Genomic DNA, 18,277 nt, shown 5'->3' on the forward strand with positions numbered 1-18,277 from the left:
CTCTATCCACAAACGCCTCCCCTGCCTTGTAGCTTGTTTAGTGTAGCAAGCCTACACGCGGAACAAAAGGAAAACCCGGCGGCAAATAATTCCGGAAAACTTTCATAAAAAAGAAGCTAACCGACTGATTTTAAAGGATCGTCCTCTGGCACGGCGCTTGCAGCGCATTCTTCGAGGTTTTGAATGATTGAAAGTTTGATCCAGACAGGAGTGCCGGCGGCGGAACAAGGGTCTGCCGTGCCAGCGCCGCGCAAACGATTCCATATGGGGTCGAGTGACCGCATGGCCGGATCGGTGCCCGTTTGGGAATACGGGTCTTCGGTCCGCAACGATATAACAGATAATCTGGCTGCCGCCGGAAAACACGAAAGCTTTTCCGACGCCTTGGCCTATGCCGACCAACAAGCGGAAAACAAGGCCGCAGAGCCGCGCGATTTCGGATTTGGTGATCTGGTCGATATCATCAACCCGCTCCAGCATATACCGCTTATCGGCAATATTTACCGGGCGCTGACAGGGGATGAGATCGCCCCGGCATCTCAGATCATCGGCAGCACCGTTTATGGCGGTTTTATCGGCGCCGCCAGCGGTATCGCCAACGTTATTATCGAACAGGAAACCGGCAAGGATATATCGGGCAACATGCTCGCAATGATCCGTGACGGGGATACCCCTTCTTATAAAAACAAAGCCGATCCGGTGGAACAGGACCTTGAACGGGCGCTGGCGCAACTGGACAATCCCGATCCCGGATTAACAACGACGGCACTGGGCTTTGCCCCGGCAGACAACAACGATAAATCCGGCGATTATGAACGCGTACCCGCTGCCGACGGCCGAACCGCGGGAACAATCGTACGGAAAAAAATGGCACAGGCCGATACCACCGGCATACCGGTCATGGCAAGAGAGCCAATTACCCAGGTCACCTTGTCGCCGATACCTTTGCGCCAGGAAGACCGGCCTATAGCACTCTCTCCCCAAACAAAGCCGTTCCCACTCGCACATAAGTAGCGCCGCATGCCACAGCTTTGTCGAAATCAGCGCTCATCCCCATGCTCAGCGCTGTTAAATCATGCCGGTCCGCCAGTTTTTTCAAAAACGCAAAATGCAGCGCGGATGGTTCATCCGCCGGGGGAATACACATCAACCCCGTTATATTCAAGCCCTTGCCCTGCGCATAAGACAGCAAATCCGGCAGGTTTTCCGGCAAAACACCGGTTTTCTGGGGTTCAGCCCCGGTATTAACTTGAATAAAGCAAGGCAAAGCCCGCCCTTGTTTTTGCATTTCTGCCGCCAGAACATCCGCCAGCTTTTCCCGGTCCAGCGTTTCGATCACATCAAACAGCGCCACGGCATCCGCAGCCTTGTTGGTTTGCAGCGGGCCGATCAAATGCAAGTGTAAATCGGGATATTCATCTCTCAGCACCGACCAGTGTTCCTGCGCTTCCTGCACCCGGTTTTCGCCAAAGCAGCGATGACCGGCGGCCAGCGCATCCTTTATGGCCTCCGGCGGCTGGCGCTTACTGACTGCAACCAGATGAACGGTTGCAGGATCGCGCCCCATAACCTTGGCCGCTTTTGCAATCCGGCCGTGAATAACCGCTATATTTTCAGAAATAGTCATGACAGGGAACTTACCACAAAAGCCGAACACAAAAAAAGAGGCGCTGAAAACAGCGCCTCCCTTCAAATTCTTAGAGCTAAATCGCTTCGATTAGAAGTCGATTTGCGTACCCAACATAACGGCCGTACCGTCCATGTCTTGACCGTTGGCTGCCGGTACATCGTGTTCGATGTAGGAGATGGAACCACGGAAGGTCATGCCCGGACCGTAGGTGTAAACAACACCGCCGGTGTAACGGTCGGTTTCGTATTCACCAGCGCCCGTACCCAGCTCTTCGTTACGGCTCAGGTAAGATGCACCCAGTTTGAACGGGCCAGTCGTGTAGTCGGCACCGATAACCCAGGTTTCTTTGTCGCTGTCATCGTCACGAGCTTGGTTGTCGATCGTGTAAACCGCACCAACACCAATCGGGCCGAAGTCCAGGTCCAGACCTACGTTCCAAGCTTCGTTGTCATCATGACCGGAACCAGCTGTCGTTTCTTCCAGGTCAACGAGGGTGTAACCACCGCCCAGAGCAACGCCAACATTTTGGAACATACCTTCGTAACGGATAGCTGCTTCGTATGCAGAACCCAGATCGTTGGTTTGGTCGTCGATGTTCGTACCGAATGCACCGTTGTAACCGTTGTCAGCACCCATTTCCGGTGTGTAAGACAGACCAGCTTGGAAGCCGTTCATAACCGGCGTCAAGTAGGTCAGCTTTTCTTTGTAACCGGACAGGTCTTGAGCGTAGTCAAAAATGGTGTCAACAGCTGTCGTCGTAGCTGTACCAGCACCTGGCGTCAGGTGAGCTGTACCAGCCGGCATGTTTTGCAGCGTTGCGCCGTAGTTAAACGGAGAAACGTACTGACGAATGCCGTCGTAGTTGCTGTCGGCAGAAGGAGCAGCAACCTGCAACAGGTAAGCAGCGCCATCTTCCGCACCAAAGTTGATGCGACCCCAAGAACCGGAGAAGTACAGGTAAGATTCTTCGAACGTGCCTTCGTTGTTAGCAGCAGCAGCCATGTGGTTACCGTCAGCTTCCAACTCGAAGTGAGCACCGACCGTCAGGCCGTTGTCCAGCGTCGTTTCGCCGTTGAAGTGGATTTCAGATTCACGAACAGCGTCAATGCTGCGTGCTTCTGCCGTCGCACCTGTCATTTCGTCTTGGTTTTGGTAAAACAAGTACATTTTTGAATGGCCGCCGAGTTCCAGCTTAACGCCGTCTTCAGCAGATGCCGGTGCAGCAAAGCCAAGGCCCATAGCAACAGCGGCGGTACCGATAAGTAGTTTTTTCATTGTCTTTTTCCTCCAATACACAACATAGAATAGACAAATAAGTTGAACATGGTTCGAACTGAACCAAAACAGAATCATTGCCGTTAAACAATGACGGTCCCGATTATGCGCTTTTATGAATCAGGGTCAAGAACGGTTTCGACAAAAATGTCACATTACTTTTTTTATCGTTGCAAAAATGTCACATCGGAAAAGAACCCTTAATCAATTCCTGCACAGGGAAAAACCCGGCAACAGCGATCTTCGCTTGAGCCACAAGATCACTCATGCTAGGAAGAAAACCGGTTCATACTAATAATGTATTACAGGATACCATCCCATGTCTGCCGTGAAAAACTTGAAAATCTTGATTTTGTTGACCGCTATCATTTTGCCGCTGGCTGCCTGCGGCAGCGACAAGGTCAAAACCGAGTCGAAATACCCGACCGGCGCCGACCGGGGCGGCACGGAAGATATCTATGCCGAGCCGGAAAGCATATTCGGCCCAAACGGGTTGCGGTTTTTGGGCGGCGAAGACAAGGAAGACAAAGGGGGCTCATCCGGTATTGGTGTAAACAGTTTCCTGTGGCGGGCCTCTCTGGACACTGTATCCTTTATGCCGCTGGCCAGCGCCGACCCGTTTGGCGGCGTGATCCTGACCGACTGGTATTCCCCGCCGGAAAACCCCGATGAACGCTTCAAACTGAATGTCTTTATCCTTGACCGTCAGCTACGGGCCGATGGCGTACAGGTAAAAGTCTTCCGCCAAACCCGCCGCGGCAGTGAATGGCGCGATGCGGCTTCGTCCGATGACACCGCCCGGAAGCTGGAAGACGCCATCCTGACCCGTGCCCGCCAGATGCGCGTTGCCCAGATGAATAAATAAACCACCGGAAAGGACGACCGCCACCATGGCCATTAAACGTTTTCTGGTCTCTGACGACGAACTGGAAGAAATGATCCACCGGTATTGCCGGGATTTAACGACTCTGGCGCGCGAAGGACGCTATGACCCCATTACGGGCCGGGACAAGGAAATTCAGGAAATGGTCCTGACCCTGTTGCAAAAAGGCCGGAAGAACGTGGTTCTCCAAGCCCCCGCCGGGGTTGGTAAAACAGCAGCCGTTGTCGGGCTGGCACAGGCCGTCGTCGCCGAAAAAGTACCGGAATACCTTTATAATGCCCGAATTCTGGAGATTGACCTGGCCAGTATGGCCGCCGGAACTGAATCCATAGCCGAGTTTCAGGGCCGCTTCGTCCCGCTGTGCCGCGGCGTCGCCGAGCGTTATCATGTCGAAGGGCATTACCGCTTCATCCTGTTCATTGATGAAATGCACCAGATCATGCCGCTTTGTGAAAACAGCTCCTACCGCGGCCTGTCGGAAGTTATGAAACCTTACCTGACCGCCGGGGATTTGCTGGTCATCGGCGCAACAACGCTGGATGAATACCGGGTTTACGTCGCCGAAGACCCGGCCATGGACCGCCGGTTCCAGAAAATCCACCTGAAAGTCCCGAACAGCCACGAAACGTTCGAGATTCTAAAAGCCCTGCGCCCGGCTTACGAGGAGCATCACCGGACAAAAATTCCTGATGACGTCCTGCAGATGATCGTCGACATGACGGATAAATATTTGCGCCGCCGGAACCAGCCGGATAAATCCATTATCGTCATGGATGCCGCCTGCGCCTATCACGTCATGGAATACGGCTGGCACGGGGAACTGGATAAAAAATCGGTTCAGACCATCGTTTCGATTGAATCGAAACTGTCGCCGGATGCCTTGGAAGGCAAGGACAAAAATCACCACTAACGAGCATTGTCTCGGCGCATATTTCCTGTAAACTGTCATAATAAGTCTGCAAGGAGCATCCCTTCCCATGAGCGCACGCGATTCCATTCTCGAACTAAAACGCAACGTACAACAAGACATTATCGGGCAAAGCGAAATTGTTGATCGCTTGATTATCGGCCTGCTGGCAAACGGTAACTTGCTGGTGGAGGGGCTACCGGGCCTTGCCAAAACGCGGGCTATTAAATCACTGGCCAGCAACATGGATTGCGATTATCGCCGGATCCAGTTCACACCCGATCTGGTTTCGACCGATATCACCGGACGTTCGACCTATTACAAGGGGGAAGACGGCGAAGCGGGCCTGACCAAATTCGAAAAAGGACCGATTTTTGCCAATATCGTACTGGCCGACGAGATCAACCGGGCCCCTTCGAAAGTACAAAACTCGCTTCTGGAAGCCATGGAGGAACGGCAGGTAACCGTCTCCGGCACCGCTTATAAGATGCCGGATTTATTTCTGGTTATGGCAACCCAGAACCCGGTTGAGCAAGAGGGAACATTTGCCCTGCCGGAAGCCCAGATGGACCGGTTTCTCATGCATGTGACCGTCGATTATCCCGATGAAGAGTCCGAAGCCAAAATCATCCGCCTTGTCCGCGAAGAAGAAGCGGAAAAACGCGGCAGCGGAAAAAGCGAAAAAACAAAAACCGCACCGCTGCAACAAAAAGTCATATTCGATGCGCGGAACGAAGTCGATCAGATCAAAGTGCCGGAAGCCGTAGAAAAATATATTGTCGATATTATCTTTGCCACCCGTTATCCGGATAAATACGGCTATACGCTCAAAAGCTATCTGAAAGTCGGGGCCAGCCCGCGGGGATCACTGGCGCTGGACCGCTGTGCCCGCGCGCGCGCATGGCTCGATGGCCGCGATACCGTCACAGCCGAAGATATTCAGGCCATGGCCAAACCGGTATTGCGCCACCGTCTGGGCCGCGGGGAACGCGCCTACGACCACAAAGTCACCACCGACGAAATTGTCGACCACATTCTGGAGCTTATTCCCGCGCCATAAGCCGGCAACTTACTTTACAGCCCTGATAATCTTGAAACCGCCGCCTTCATAGCGCTTTTCAAAGCTTTTAAAGCTTTTCTGCACCACAGATTCATAAGGCAGGTGAGCATTGGCAACCATCCACAAAACCCCGCCGGGCTTCAAAGCGGCGGCGGCTGTATGGATAAAAGCCTGCCCGATCGAGGCCTGCGTCGTCTTGCCTTCGTGAAAAGGGGGGTTCATCACGACAAAATCCAGCGGCGGTAAATCGCCCCGGCCCGCCGTGACATCAACCCATCGGCAATGAACCTGCGGAAAGGCCTTCATATTCTCCTCGCAAGCACACACCGCCCGCGCATCAGCATCCAGACAATAAAGCGCCGTAATATCAGGATTACCCTTAAGAACCCTATCAGACAAATAGCCGTAACCGCAGCCCATATCCGCACCGGCACCGGCCAGCGATCCATCCGGCATTTCCGCCGCCAGCAAAGCCGAGCCTTTATCAACCCTGTCCCAGCCAAAAATACCGGGACAGGAAACAAACCGTCCGCCCTCAATCGACTGTAAAGCGCCATCCGCCAACCATGTCCGCACTTTTTCCCGGTCATAATCATGGACGGTCGCCTGCACGATCCGGGCATGAAATTTGGTGTCTTCCTGAATATCCAGCCCCAGCGCCTTGATATCCTTGCCCAGCCGCTTGCCGCCGGCATCATTGCCCGCCGCGCACAACAATATCCCCCCATCTTTTAATGCACTCAGGGCTGAGGCCAGATAAAACAAGGTTTCGCGCTGCTGTTTACCGCCCAACACCAAGACCATATCAAAGTCGTCCTGCACAGGCATATCCGAGGAAACCGGATAACCTTGCCGCTCCAGAAACGCAGCATAGGGCTGGAAATATTGCTGCATATGAATTTCCGCGCCGGAAAAAAGCGCCAGATCTTCGTGAGTTCGGGCATTCACGTAAAGAATACTGCTACCAGCACCGGGAGTGACGGCCTCCATTTTTTCAAGACCGTAAAACAGCGCTTTAACGGGATCGGATGACATGAATAGCTATACCTGTACACAAAACAACCAGAAAACGGAGTTACATTGAGGCATATTTACCGGCCACAGGCAAGCTTTGACAAAACCCGGAAATGCAATAAAAACCGCGAGGCCGGGTGGGATTGGCCCCGCGGTTCGCAGCTGTGAAAAAAACAGCTAAACCATGTTAATCCTAGAGGACAACACTCTGATCCATGACCAGATTCCCGTCGCTGACCATGCCGTCAAGCGTGACACCGGACAGACCGTCAACAAAGGTAGCCAGCGTCACAAAATCGCCGCCTTGTCCGTCAACATCGACCTGTAATGCCATATCCCCGCCCTGATCGACCAGCCGCAGGAAATCATTGACATTGTCCAGTCCGGGATCAAACCCTTCCAGGACATCGGTCAGGTTCAGGACATCTCCGCCCATACCGGTTTCAAATTCATAAATCGTATCACCGGCCTCGCCGATATCCATAAACAGGAACAGGTTCATCCCGATCCCGCCATACAGATTATCCAGACCGTTACCGCCATACAGGATATCGTCCCCGCTTGACGCCCACAGGACATCGTTCCCGTTACCGCCGATCATCGTCACATCGCCGTGATCGTAAAGCATACTGGTCAAATCAATGATGTCGTCACCATTGCCGCCGTCGATCCGCTCGATATCAACAATACGAGAACCGCTGGTGCCATCGTACCGGGCGCTGTATTTATCATCGACAAAAACGGCATCGTTCCCGGACCCCAAAACCAGCATATCGTAGCCATCGCCGCCATCATAGACGTCGTACGTCCGGTTATACCCTTGCAGGTTAATCTTTTGGTCTGTCCCGAAAGCATCCGGCTGGCCAACGTTCCAGGCAACAAAATTACCCGACCACTTGGCATCGGCGCTGTAATGTAAAATATCATCACCAGCGCCGCCCTGCAGGTAATCGACACCTTTAGCTCCCGACAATTCATCGTTGCCCGAACCGCCAACCAGATGATCGCCACCGTTCGTCCCGTTCAGGACAAGAGGCGGATCGATATCAACCACATCAATCAGCGTAATCATCACCATGGCCGTAGCGCTGCCGCCAAAATCATCGGTTACCGTATAATCGAAACTGTCAGCCCCGAAATAATCAGCCGCAGGCACATAGGTAAAATCACCGTTTTCCAGTATCGTCACCGTACCGCCGGCCACCGTTGTCAAAACAGCCGCCTGCACGTTCAGGACATCACCATCGGCATCCATATCGACGCCGTTGCCGTTATCGACCAGAACATTACCGATCAGAACTTCATCTTCATTGCCTGTAAACAGGTCATCGGCCGCTGCCGGGTCCGTATTTAAAATCAGACTGGTCAGGTCGAACGTTGTGTTATCAGAAAACCGGACGGTCTCAACGGCATGATCGCCGCCCAAACCAAAATGATCCTGAACCGTGATAACATGAAGGCCGTCGCTTTCAAGATCGATAACCAGATCCGTGCCCGCCCGCGTAAATGACATTGTCGCCAGAGAAACCGTATTTCTTACCGTGATAACATCATCGCCGGAAACATCGAAAATAGTGTCGTGGCCGACCGGCAGGGAGAGGGAATAGTTGGTGTACTGGTAAGTATCATTGCCGGGGCCGCCCTCTAAGAGGTCATTGCCCGCACGTCCGTCAAGCGTATCGTTGCCGCTGTTCCCCCACAGAACATCATCCGCATTCCCGCCATCAATAAATAAATCGCCCAGAACAATATGATCGCTGTCCAAAGCAATCACATCGCCGCCCGCGCCGGACAAAAAGCGCTCAACATTGAAAACCATCTGGTTACCAACGGAATTCTCAAGAAACAGAACATCACCCACATTGGTCATAAACATTGTATCAATGCCGGCCAGACCCTCATATGTGGAATTGTTCACGTTTTTCTCTTCATCAATCATGAAGGTATGCCCGGAATAGGCATTGGTTATAGTCATTGTAAGATGTTGAAGATCCCCGGAAAAGAAAAGGATATCATTCCCATTCGTGCCTGTTACATCAGCCATTTTTTATACGTCCCCAAATTGTGTTTGTACCCCATAGCACAGAGTGCTCTAACATAATAATTTAACGTAATATCGTTAAAATTTTATGTATAATCTAATAGAATTATGAAAAAAATATTAATAGAATAAACCGTATTTCCAAAAAAAACTTCCCAACCGGGGCATCAGGCTATAAGTAAGTCCTCCATGGCATCAATGATTCCTAAAAAGCAAAACCTGACTGAAGGCTCCATATCCGGACACATGATCCGTATGACCATTCCCATGATCTGGGGCATTCTGGCTGTTATAAGCTTCCAGCTGGTCGATACGTTCTTTGTCTCGCGGCTAGGGACACAGCCTTTGGCCGCCATCACCTTTACGTTCCCGATTACCTATGCGGCGTTTGCGATGACCATGGGGCTGAGCATTGCCACGTCGTCCGTGATCGCACGCCAGATCGGAAGAGGGAGCAAACGGCGTGTACGGCGCATTACATCCCATGCCTTGCTGTTTGCTTTTATCCTTGGCTGCTTTTTTACGCTGGTGGGGCTGTTACAAAAAGACCCGCTGTTCCGCCTGATGGGCGCGAACCAGGATATGCTGCCGCTGATTGATGATTATATGGCCATATGGTTCTGGGGCGCCGCTTTCCTGACCATGCCGGTAGTCGGGAACGCCGCCATTCGCGCCACGGGCAGTGCGATGATTCCTGCGGCCATCATGATGCTGGCGACTTTGGTTAACATCATACTGGACCCGCTTTTGATTTTTGGATTGTGGGGATTCCCGCGGCTTGAGCTGCAAGGTGCCGCGATTGCCACGATTATTGCCAATGTTATAGCCTTGAGCGCCGGCCTTTATGTCCTGAAATTCAAAAAAGACATGATAACCCGCTCCCGCCATCACTACAAACTGATCGGCGACTCGGCCAAAAAGCTTTTGGTGATTGCCATTCCCGCCGGATTGACGCAAGTCATGCAGCCCATATCCAACGCCGTGATTATTTCGTTACTGGCCGGGCATAGCGCCGCCGCCGTTGCCGCCTTTGGCGTCGCTTCACGCATCGAAGCCTTTACCTTTATTGTTGTCATGGCCCTATCCGTAGGTATGAGTCCCATTCTGGGACAAAACTGGGGCGCCCGTAAATATGACCGCATTCATGAAACGCTGCACAAAGCTTTCCGGTTTGTTCTAATCTGGTCGCTCGCCATCGCGGCCTTGCTGGCACTCTTCGCCCATCCGCTGGCCGGGTTATTCTCGGACGAGCAAGCCGTGATTGACGCCATGACCCTCTTTTTCCGGGTTGTCCCGATTACCTTTGCCGCCAGCGGTTTGATCCATGGCTGGGCCTCTGCCTTTAATGCGGTGGGCCTGCCCAAACGGTCTTTCACCCTGATCTTCACAAAAATGATCCTGACAACGATCCCGCTGGCCCTGATCGGCGGACATTTTTGGGGTGTTCCCGGTATTTTCGGCGCCATCGCCCTAGCCAATGTAACGGCAGGCGGACTCTTCCACCCGCTCAACTGGCGGCTGATTAAAAAACTGGAAGCCCCTTTTTCATAAAATCATCTTTTTTAAGATTGCATCGTGAATAAAGAGTCCTTATAAACGATAATTATTGAGAATGATTTTCATTCTTATAAACAGAGGCAAACGGCTATTACTATAGAGGAAACAATGAAAAACACTGTCATCACACAAGAAGAAAAAGAAACAGCCCTGCGTCAGGCTTATATTGAAGCCGCAGCAGAAGGGCAAACAACCGAGGTTTTGCTTTTGGATGATATGGCCCGGCAGATGGGAATAGACATAGGCTGCGCCCGAAAACCGGCATGGGAAGCCGCCTTGAACAACCAATTCCGCGAAACCGCACGTACGATTGGAATTCTAGCGACCGATACCCGGAAAATGCTGCATTCTACGCCGCCACATTATCAATCAGCCGCGCCTTCCCAAGAAACGCCGCCACCAAAACCCGCAAAGGCTGTGCACCCTTTTCTGACACTGGTTGCAAACTGACCGCATCCCGGATCTCAAGATAGTCGATTTTATCAAAACCGGCCCCTTCGATCCGGGCCTTGCCCCAGCTTTGAACAGCGGCCAATGGCTCGCCAGCGGCAATCTTCTGGCTCATGGCCTTAAGCGTCCGGCTGAGCGCCACGGCAATTTCTTTTTGTTCCGGGCTTAAATAAGCATTGCGCGACGAGAGAGCTAGACCGCTTTCTTCGCGGACTGTCGGCACGCCGATGATCTCAGCCGGGATATCCAGATCAGCGCTCAGGCGTTTGATAACCTGAAGCTGCTGGTAGTCTTTTTCCCCGAACAAGGCAATATCGGGCAAGGCCTGCAATAACAGCTTGGTCACAATCGTTGCCACGCCATCAAAATGACCGGGGCGACACAAGCCCTCCAAAGTCTCGGTCACCCCCTTAACGAAAACGTTTGTCATCGCGCCTTTCGGATACATTTCCTCGACGGCAGGCACAAAGACGGCCTGCACCCCGATCCCGGCCAGTTTTTCAACGTCGGCCTCCAGAGTCCGCGGATAAGCATCGAAATCCTCGTTCGGCCCAAACTGGGTCGGATTGACGAAAATAGTGGTGATAACAAGATCGGCTCGCTTTAACCCTTCGCGCGCCAGCGTCAGGTGCCCCTCATGCAGAGCCCCCATCGTCGGCACCAGGGCAATCCTTTTACCGCCCGACCGCTGTTTTTTAACAAAAGCCCGTAAATCGGAAATTGTCCTCAAAACAAGCGGCTGGCTTTGCGCGACCAAAGCTGTCGTCATGATTTTATTCCGCGGCCTCGGATGAATCCACGCCGCCGATCGCCCCGCCATAGGTACCGGAGAAAATCTGGTCGGAGAAAGCATCTTCCCAGTCCCCTTCAGTCGAAGCACGGGAATATTCCGTCGCCCGGTTTTCAAAGAAGTTGGTATGCTCGGCCCCGTTCAACATCTGGTCCATCCACGGCAACGGGTTTTTCTCGATCCCGAAGATCGGCGCCAGATCAAGCTGCTGCAAACGACGATCAGCAATCCAGCGGATATATTGCTTGACCTCATCAGCTTCCAGTCCTTCAATCCCGCCCATTTCAAAGGCCAGATCAATAAAGCCGTCTTCGATCTCGATCACGTCACGACAAGCCTGCGTGATATCTTCTTTAAGCTGGTCGTCCCAGATATCCGAATTTTCAGCGATAAAGGTTTTGAACAACTTGACCATCGACAGGCAGTGCAGCGTTTCATCCCGCACAGACCACGTGACAATCTGCCCCATACCCTTCATCTTGTTGAAACGCGGGAAGTTCATCAGGATCGCAAAGGAAGCAAAGAGCTGGATGCCCTCGGTAAAGCCGCCGAACAGCGCCATGGTCTTGGCAATATCGCGACGCGACCGCATCGACGCGTTTTGCATGTAGTCGTATTTTTTCTTCATGGCGTCATATTTCAAAAACGCCTGATATTCGACTTCCGGCATGCCGATCGTATCCAGAAGGTGCGCATAAGCCGCGATGTGAATAGTTTCAATGTTGGAAAACGCCGCCAGCATCATCTGGACTTCAACCGGACCGAATACGCGGGAATAATGACGCATATAGCAATTATTGACCTCAACATCAGCCTGCGTAAAGAACCGGAAAATCTGGGTCACAAGGTGTTTTTCCGACGGGGACAGGTTCTTTTTCCAGTCCCGCACATCTTCGGCCAGCGGCACTTCTTCAGGCAACCAGTGCAAACGCTGCTGCGTCAGCCACGCATCATAGCACCACGGATAAAGGAACGGCTTGTACACATGGCGCTCGACCAAAAGCGGGCTGGCCGCCTCTGTTACATCATCCGAAATTTCATAGTTTGTGCTGATTTGTGCTTGTGAGGACATAGTAAGCGCTCCTTTTTCCTGATCCCGATAAACATGTAAAACCCATATAACTCTTTAAGCACATAAATCAGCCCGCACACAACGATTTTCGGCGGTTTTCCTCTGTTTTTCAGCCGGGAAGGTTATTCCTCGAACAGGTACAGATATGCGCCGTATCCTTCCTTCTCCATATCGGCTTTCGGAATGAAGCGCAGCGAAGCTGAATTGATGCAATAACGCATGCCGCCCTTATCCTTCGGACCGTCGTCAAACAGGTGCCCCAGATGCGAATCGGACTCAGCCGAGCGCACTTCCGTGCGTGTCATGCCGTGCGATGCATCGGTTTTGGTGCTGACCATATCCTCTTTCAGTGGCTTGGTGAAACTCGGCCAACCCGACCCCGAATCGAATTTATCGGTCGAGGAAAACAGCGGATCGCCGGAAACCACATCGACATAGATACCGGGTTCGTGATTGTTCCAGTACTCATTTTCGAACGGGCGTTCCGTCCCGTTTTTCTGGGTCACATATTCCTGAATGGGGGTAAGCTTTTTGGTCATCTTGCCATCCTCCGCCTGCGCGGCCACCGCAACCGTCCCGATTACCGAAACCGCTGCCAGCGTTATCATAAAACGATTTTTTACAGACATAATGATGCCTCCTTTCATACGATATAGTTCGCATGAAAGCGGTAAGAAGTTACAGACGGATTGGGTCAGAAGCCTACTGGCACGCCAGACATTCTTCGTATTGCGGCTGGTCGCTCTTTTGCTCGGTCAGTTCCGGTTCTTTATCCCGGTCAGGGGTCGGAGCCTGTGACTGGCTGCGGATCCAGCTTGCATTGCTTTCGGCGCGCTGGATGGATTTGGAGCGGCAGTAATAAAGGGATTTCACCCCTTTCTTCCAGGCCTGCCAGTGGAGGCCGTGCAGGTCCCTTTTGTGCACATTCGCCGGCAGGAAGAGGTTGATGCTCTGCGCCTGACAGACAAAAGGCGCCCGGTCCGCCGCATGTTCGATCACCCAGCGCTGGTCGATTTCAAAGGCCGTCTTGAACACGTCTTTTTCCTCGTCGCTGAGGAAATCCAGATGCTGGACGGACCCCTCGTTGGTGAAAATGGAAGACCAGACGTCTTCGGTATTTTGTCCTTTTTCTTCCAGAAGCTTTGTCAGGAATTTGCTTTTCACCGGAAAGGACCCGGAAAGCGTTTTATGGGTGTAGGCGTTCGCCGCGACCGGCTCAATCCCCGCGGAAGAGCCGCCGCAAATAATGGAAATGGACGCAGTCGGCGCAATCGACATTTTGTTCGAAAAACGCTCCATGATTCCGTAATCGGCCGCATCCGGACAGGCCCCGCGTTCTTCCGCCAGTTTGCGGGACGCATCGTCGGCGCCGCGTTTGATATGCTGGAACATCCGGCGGTTCCAGACCTTGGCCATCACGCCCTCGAAGGGAATCATCTTGGACTGCAGGAAGGAATGGAAACCCATGGTGCCAAGCCCCACGGAACGCTCGCGCATCGCCGCGTATTTTGCGCGTTTCATCGAATCGGGCGCTTTTTCAATGAAGTCGGACAAAACATTATCCAGAAAGCGCATGATATCTTCGATAAGCTGCGGATGGTCCTGCCATTCCTCGAATTTCTCAAGATTGAGGGACGACAGGCAGCAGACCGCCGTCCGTTCGTTCCCCAGATGGTCCTTGCCCGTAGGCAGGGTGATTTCCGCGCATAGATTGGACATCTTCACATTCAGGCCCGCCATTTTGTGGTGGTCCGGAATATGGTCGTTCACATGGTCGATAAAGACGATATAGGGCTCTCCCGTTTCAATGCGGGCGGTCAACAGGCGAATCCACAGATCCCGCGCACTGACTTTGGCGACAACGGATTTGTCCTTCGGCGATTTCAGCGCCCATTCCTCGCCATTTTCAACGGCATGCATAAAGTCGTTGGTGACCAGAACGCCGTGATGGAGATTCAGGGCCTTGCGATTCGGGTCCCCGCCGGTGGGACGGCGAATCTCAATAAATTCCTCGATTTCCGGATGCCAGATGGGCAGGTAAATCGCCGCAGAGCCGCGGCGCAGGGACCCCTGGGAGATGGCGAGGGTCAGGGAATCCATCACGCGAATAAAAGGCACGATACCCGACGTTTTGCCGTTGCGGCCCACTTTTTCGCCGATCGAGCGCACATTGCCCCAGTAAGAACCGATGCCGCCGCCCAGAGAGGCCAGCCAGACATTCTCGTTCCACAGCTCCACAATATTTTCGAGACTGTCGCCCGATTCGTTCAGGAAACAGGAAATCGGCAGACCGCGGCTGGTGCCGCCATTGGACAAAACAGGCGTGGCCGGCATAAACCAGAGTTTGGAGATATAATCGTACAGGCGCTGCGCATGGGCCGAATCATCCCCGTAATACATCGCCACACGCGCAAAAAGATCCTGATAGGATTCCTCGGGCAGCAAATAACGGTCCGTCAAAGTCGCTTTTCCGAATTCCGTCAGATTTTCATCACGGCTTCGATCGATGCGAACCCGATTCCCCCGTTCCATTTGTGCAATATCAAACATGCCCGGCTCCCCAACTTTTGCGCGGTTATTAACAAAGTTATCCTTATATGATGTGGATAGATGTGGATAAAAACACTATCCGTAGCGGTAAGGCTGTATTCAACATACTATATCTCGTGGCTGGACGCCAATATGACTTTGTTCCTAATTGACATACCTTTGCATGTGGAAAAGCCTGACAACATGCTGAATTTTATACTCTGGTAAAACTTATGCACTGATCCATCCCGATAAAAAAAGAAATTATATTTTAACATTACGGGAAAAATAGAATCCTGAAAATCGTAAGGGGAGCCCCCGAAGAACAACGGAAACGCTATAGGTTCCGGTATAATGGTTTCTTGTATTTCGTCCGTAAAGAAACGGTTGATTTTGCCCATCGTATTGCCGAATATGGCGTCCTGCAAAAAGAAAGGGCGGTGATCGCCCGAACATTTATCAGGGGAATCGAAAGCGCATGACCGCGATTAACAAGAAATATGTCCGCAGCAACCGGAAAACAAAAATTGTTGCCACACTCGGCCCGGCCTCCGCCGATTATGAAATGATCCGCAAACTGTTTATTGCCGGCGTCGACGTGTTCCGCCTGAATTTCAGTCACGGCAGTCACAAAGATCACCGCGCCCGCGTCGAGGCCATCAGGAAGATTGAAAAAGAACTCGCGCTCCCGATCGGGATTGTTGCCGACATGCAGGGGCCAAAATTGCGCGTTGGAAAATTCAAGGATGGCTCCATTGCCTTGAAGCCGGGGATGACGCTCCGCCTTGACCTCGACAAAACCGAGGGCGACGAAACCCGCGTCAACCTGCCGCACCCGGAAATTATCGAAGCGCTCGAAAAAGGCGCGATCATATTGATGGATGATGGCAAGGTCCGCATGGAAATCGTCGAAAAAGGCGCCGATTTTCTGGTAGGAAAAGTTCTGGCCGGCACCAAAATTTCCAACAACAAGGGCGTTAACGTTCCCGGCGTAACCCTGCCGATCGCCGCCCTGACCGCCAAGGACCGCAAAGACCTGACCGCGGCACTGGATATGGGCGTCGACTGGATCGCCCAGAGCTTCGTGCAAAAACCCGAAGATGTCGCCGAAGCCAAAAAACTGATTAAGGGCCGCGCCGGTTTGATCGCAAAGATTGAAAAGCCTTCCGCGCTTGAGAAATTTGATGAAATTTTGGACCTGACCGATGCCATTATGCTGGCACGCGGTGATCTGGGCGTTGAAATCCCGGCGGAAGAAGTACCTGCCGTCCAGAAAAAAATCGTTCGCAAAACACGCGAGGCCGGCAAACCGATTATCGTCGCCACCCAGATGCTGGAATCGATGATCGAAGCACCGACCCCGACCCGCGCCGAGGCCTCCGATGTGGCCACCGCCGTTTATGACGGCACCGACGCCGTGATGCTCTCGGCAGAAACCGCTGCCGGGAAATATCCGCTGGAAGCCGTATCCATCATGGACCGGATTTGCCGGCACACCGAAAGCGACGATTATTACCGCCGCATCATGGATGCCGAACACCCGGAAACGGAAGAAAATACATCGGATGCCATTACCGCCGCCGCTTATCAGGTCGCCATGGACATACATGCCGCCTGCATTGCAACATTCACATCCTCAGGCTCGACCACTCTGAGAGCCGCCCGGCATCGTCCAAGCGTGCCGATTTTGTGCCTGAGCCACAAAGAAGACGTCGCCCGGCGCATGGTCCTGTCCTATGGCGTTCATGCCGTTTATGTTGCCGACGAACAAAGCATCACGACGTTCGCCGCCACCGTCAAGGAAGCCGTGTCCATTGCCCGCACCCACGGCATCGCCGAAAAGGGAGACCGCCTCGTTATTACGGCGGGTGTTCCCTTTGGCACTCCCGGCTCAACTAATGTTTTGCGCATTGCCTGGGTCGATTAAAAAATTCAGGCCTTACCGTTAAAGCAAGGCCTGGATAATTTTCAAAAATATGAGCGATTTCTACTGCGCCGAAGCCAAAACCGTGCGCGACGGCTGGGTATGAAGCCACCAAGCCTGACGGTTGATTGAAAAAATCGGGCGGTAATGATGAACGCTGCTGGTCGGCCGGACACTCTTGATCTGATTATCCAGCATCATCGGACCGTCATCCGTGTATACAACCAAAACCGCATGTGGAATATTTTTTTGCTGATCCTGAACGATTGCTACGCGCAAACGCTCTTCCGGTACACCCAGCGCCCGCAGCGACACATATTTGGCAATGGCAAAATCTTCGCAGTCACCGCCACGGGTGAAGAACTCAACCGGCGTCCCCCAGTAATCACTCTGGCCGAAATTGCGACTGTCAACGATGTAGCGCTGGCCATTAATCAGATCGTTGACCTCTTCAATCATATCTTCCAGCGGCAGCCCTTCAAATTCATGCAAATCCTTTTTCCATTCATAAAGAACGCGCTGGCCTTGCTCCGTTTTCACGGCAGCCTCAAAACGCTGGAACATGCCTGTCCATTTCGTGAATGCATCCAGATTGTAAGAGCGGCGTTCGGATGTACCAAACAGCGCCGGGTAGCCCTTTACAGGGGCAAACACAACGTTGGCGGCGCTGGCCAGCTTCACCTGCGCCGGAATATCCTTGATCGTTCCTGCCCGCGCGGGCTTCACACCCACGGCAGATGCCCCGATCATAACCGTCATGACTGTAACCAGCAGACGCAAAGACCATTGCTGGACCAAAGCCCGGTACAGGTCACGACGCCGAACCATTCGTTCGCGCAGCAAAATACGGCCTAGTTGTTCACGGCTGGTTTTTTGGCTAACCAGCGCATATTTCAGCTCATGCGGCGTCAAAAAGCCATTCATAACCATCAACTCGCCAAGACGGTTACGCTCCATAACTGTGCGCAAACCCGCGAGGATACCGCTCTTGCTCTTTGTTTTCTCTTTCATGAGACCTCTGCCTTCTGTTCCCACACACGAACCACACACGGGCCATGTCCCCCTATTAAAGACGACAAAGATTGACGAATTCTAAACAAACGGGCAAAAAAGCATTGTTTGCTGAAAAAAACGCTATTTGTTTA

Annotated in this window: 15 protein-coding genes; 6 read left to right on the forward strand and 9 right to left on the reverse strand. The window is 52.7% G+C overall.

What is annotated here, in order from left to right:
* Positions 1-183 precede the first annotated feature (183 nt).
* Positions 184-1,014: a hypothetical protein gene (locus H6868_01810; protein MCB9988050.1), complete on the forward strand. Its 831-nt coding sequence runs from the start codon at positions 184-186 to the stop codon at positions 1,012-1,014.
* On the opposite strand, the gene H6868_01815 is transcribed toward H6868_01810, so the two are convergent.
* Both H6868_01815 and H6868_01820 read right to left on the reverse strand, forming a co-directional pair.
* On the reverse strand, positions 965-1,627 hold the full coding sequence (locus tag H6868_01815; GenBank protein ID MCB9988051.1) for a YggS family pyridoxal phosphate-dependent enzyme: 663 nt from the start codon (positions 1,625-1,627) through the stop codon (positions 965-967). The two genes, H6868_01810 and H6868_01815, sit on opposite strands and share 50 nt — an antisense overlap.
* Positions 1,628-1,717: 90 nt before the next feature.
* A complete protein-coding gene (locus tag H6868_01820; protein ID MCB9988052.1) occupies positions 1,718-2,905 on the reverse strand; it encodes a porin in 1,188 nt (395 codons plus the stop codon).
* Positions 2,906-3,224: 319 nt separating this feature from the next.
* Here H6868_01820 and H6868_01825 point away from each other — a divergent pair, with 319 nt between their 5' ends.
* The 3 genes from H6868_01825 (at position 3,225) to H6868_01835 (ending at position 5,755) form a co-directional block, all read left to right on the forward strand.
* Positions 3,225-3,770, forward strand: a complete 546-nt coding sequence (locus H6868_01825; protein ID MCB9988053.1) for a DUF3576 domain-containing protein — start codon at positions 3,225-3,227, stop codon at positions 3,768-3,770.
* A 25-nt stretch (positions 3,771-3,795) separates the two neighbouring features.
* Positions 3,796-4,698 carry an ATP-dependent Clp protease ATP-binding subunit gene (locus H6868_01830; protein ID MCB9988054.1) on the forward strand — a complete coding sequence of 301 codons (903 nt, stop codon included), beginning with the start codon at positions 3,796-3,798 and terminating at the stop codon, positions 4,696-4,698.
* A gap of 67 nt (positions 4,699-4,765) precedes the next feature.
* A complete protein-coding gene (locus H6868_01835; GenBank protein ID MCB9988055.1) occupies positions 4,766-5,755 on the forward strand; it encodes a MoxR family ATPase in 990 nt (329 codons plus the stop codon).
* A 9-nt stretch (positions 5,756-5,764) separates the two neighbouring features.
* Here H6868_01835 and H6868_01840 read toward each other — a convergent pair whose 3' ends face one another.
* On the reverse strand, positions 5,765-6,790 hold the full coding sequence (locus H6868_01840) for a class I SAM-dependent methyltransferase (GenBank protein ID MCB9988056.1): 1,026 nt from the start codon (positions 6,788-6,790) through the stop codon (positions 5,765-5,767).
* A gap of 172 nt (positions 6,791-6,962) precedes the next feature.
* Positions 6,963-8,744 (reverse strand): cadherin-like domain-containing protein, encoded by a 1,782-nt coding sequence (locus H6868_01845; GenBank protein ID MCB9988057.1) that lies wholly within the window; start codon positions 8,742-8,744, stop codon positions 6,963-6,965.
* A gap of 255 nt (positions 8,745-8,999) precedes the next feature.
* Here H6868_01845 and H6868_01850 point away from each other — a divergent pair, with 255 nt between their 5' ends.
* A complete protein-coding gene (locus H6868_01850) occupies positions 9,000-10,361 on the forward strand; it encodes an MATE family efflux transporter (protein ID MCB9988058.1) in 1,362 nt (453 codons plus the stop codon).
* 355 nt (positions 10,362-10,716) lie between these two features.
* Here the strand turns inward: H6868_01850 and H6868_01855 are convergent, their stop codons facing one another.
* The 4 genes from H6868_01855 to H6868_01870 all read right to left on the reverse strand — a co-directional run bounded on the left by H6868_01855 (position 10,717) and on the right by H6868_01870 (position 15,229).
* On the reverse strand, positions 10,717-11,586 hold the full coding sequence (locus tag H6868_01855; GenBank protein MCB9988059.1) for a pantoate--beta-alanine ligase: 870 nt from the start codon (positions 11,584-11,586) through the stop codon (positions 10,717-10,719).
* A gap of 4 nt (positions 11,587-11,590) precedes the next feature.
* The gene (locus H6868_01860; GenBank protein ID MCB9988060.1) at positions 11,591-12,679 is read right to left on the reverse strand and encodes a ribonucleotide-diphosphate reductase subunit beta; all 1,089 of its coding nucleotides are present in this window, start codon (positions 12,677-12,679) and stop codon (positions 11,591-11,593) included.
* A 122-nt stretch (positions 12,680-12,801) separates the two neighbouring features.
* The gene (gene msrB, locus H6868_01865; protein MCB9988061.1) at positions 12,802-13,326 is read right to left on the reverse strand and encodes a peptide-methionine (R)-S-oxide reductase MsrB; all 525 of its coding nucleotides are present in this window, start codon (positions 13,324-13,326) and stop codon (positions 12,802-12,804) included.
* 55 nt (positions 13,327-13,381) lie between these two features.
* A complete protein-coding gene (locus H6868_01870) occupies positions 13,382-15,229 on the reverse strand; it encodes a ribonucleoside-diphosphate reductase subunit alpha (GenBank protein ID MCB9988062.1) in 1,848 nt (615 codons plus the stop codon).
* A 457-nt stretch (positions 15,230-15,686) separates the two neighbouring features.
* On the opposite strand from H6868_01870, the gene pyk reads away from it, so the two are divergent.
* On the forward strand, positions 15,687-17,135 hold the full coding sequence (pyk, locus tag H6868_01875) for a pyruvate kinase (GenBank protein MCB9988063.1): 1,449 nt from the start codon (positions 15,687-15,689) through the stop codon (positions 17,133-17,135).
* Between the two features lie 60 nt (positions 17,136-17,195).
* Here pyk and H6868_01880 read toward each other — a convergent pair whose 3' ends face one another.
* Complete coding sequence (locus tag H6868_01880) at positions 17,196-18,143, reverse strand: transglutaminase-like cysteine peptidase (GenBank protein ID MCB9988064.1); 948 nt, start codon at positions 18,141-18,143, stop codon at positions 17,196-17,198.
* Positions 18,144-18,277: the final 134 nt, after the last annotated feature.

It is taken from the genome of Rhodospirillales bacterium, assembly GCA_020638175.1.
GTDB lineage: Bacteria > Pseudomonadota > Alphaproteobacteria > Micavibrionales > Micavibrionaceae > JACKJA01.

Excerpts from the sequence above, each read along its gene's own strand:
- H6868_01810 (MCB9988050.1), top strand. The coding sequence starts at position 184 with ATGATTGAAAGTTTGATCCAGACAGGAGTGCCGGCGGCGGAACAAGGG.
- H6868_01815 (MCB9988051.1), bottom strand. The coding sequence starts at position 1,627 with ATGACTATTTCTGAAAATATAGCGGTTATTCACGGCCGGATTGCAAAA.
- H6868_01820 (MCB9988052.1), bottom strand. The coding sequence starts at position 2,905 with ATGAAAAAACTACTTATCGGTACCGCCGCTGTTGCTATGGGCCTTGGC.
- H6868_01825 (MCB9988053.1), top strand. The coding sequence starts at position 3,225 with ATGTCTGCCGTGAAAAACTTGAAAATCTTGATTTTGTTGACCGCTATC.
- H6868_01830 (MCB9988054.1), top strand. The coding sequence starts at position 3,796 with ATGGCCATTAAACGTTTTCTGGTCTCTGACGACGAACTGGAAGAAATG.
- H6868_01835 (MCB9988055.1), top strand. The coding sequence starts at position 4,766 with ATGAGCGCACGCGATTCCATTCTCGAACTAAAACGCAACGTACAACAA.
- H6868_01840 (MCB9988056.1), bottom strand. The coding sequence starts at position 6,790 with ATGTCATCCGATCCCGTTAAAGCGCTGTTTTACGGTCTTGAAAAAATG.
- H6868_01845 (MCB9988057.1), bottom strand. The coding sequence starts at position 8,744 with ATGACTATAACCAATGCCTATTCCGGGCATACCTTCATGATTGATGAA.
- H6868_01850 (MCB9988058.1), top strand. The coding sequence starts at position 9,000 with ATGGCATCAATGATTCCTAAAAAGCAAAACCTGACTGAAGGCTCCATA.
- H6868_01855 (MCB9988059.1), bottom strand. The coding sequence starts at position 11,586 with ATGACGACAGCTTTGGTCGCGCAAAGCCAGCCGCTTGTTTTGAGGACA.
- H6868_01860 (MCB9988060.1), bottom strand. The coding sequence starts at position 12,679 with ATGTCCTCACAAGCACAAATCAGCACAAACTATGAAATTTCGGATGAT.
- msrB (MCB9988061.1), bottom strand. The coding sequence starts at position 13,326 with ATGAAAGGAGGCATCATTATGTCTGTAAAAAATCGTTTTATGATAACG.
- H6868_01870 (MCB9988062.1), bottom strand. The coding sequence starts at position 15,229 with ATGTTTGATATTGCACAAATGGAACGGGGGAATCGGGTTCGCATCGAT.
- pyk (MCB9988063.1), top strand. The coding sequence starts at position 15,687 with ATGACCGCGATTAACAAGAAATATGTCCGCAGCAACCGGAAAACAAAA.
- H6868_01880 (MCB9988064.1), bottom strand. The coding sequence starts at position 18,143 with ATGAAAGAGAAAACAAAGAGCAAGAGCGGTATCCTCGCGGGTTTGCGC.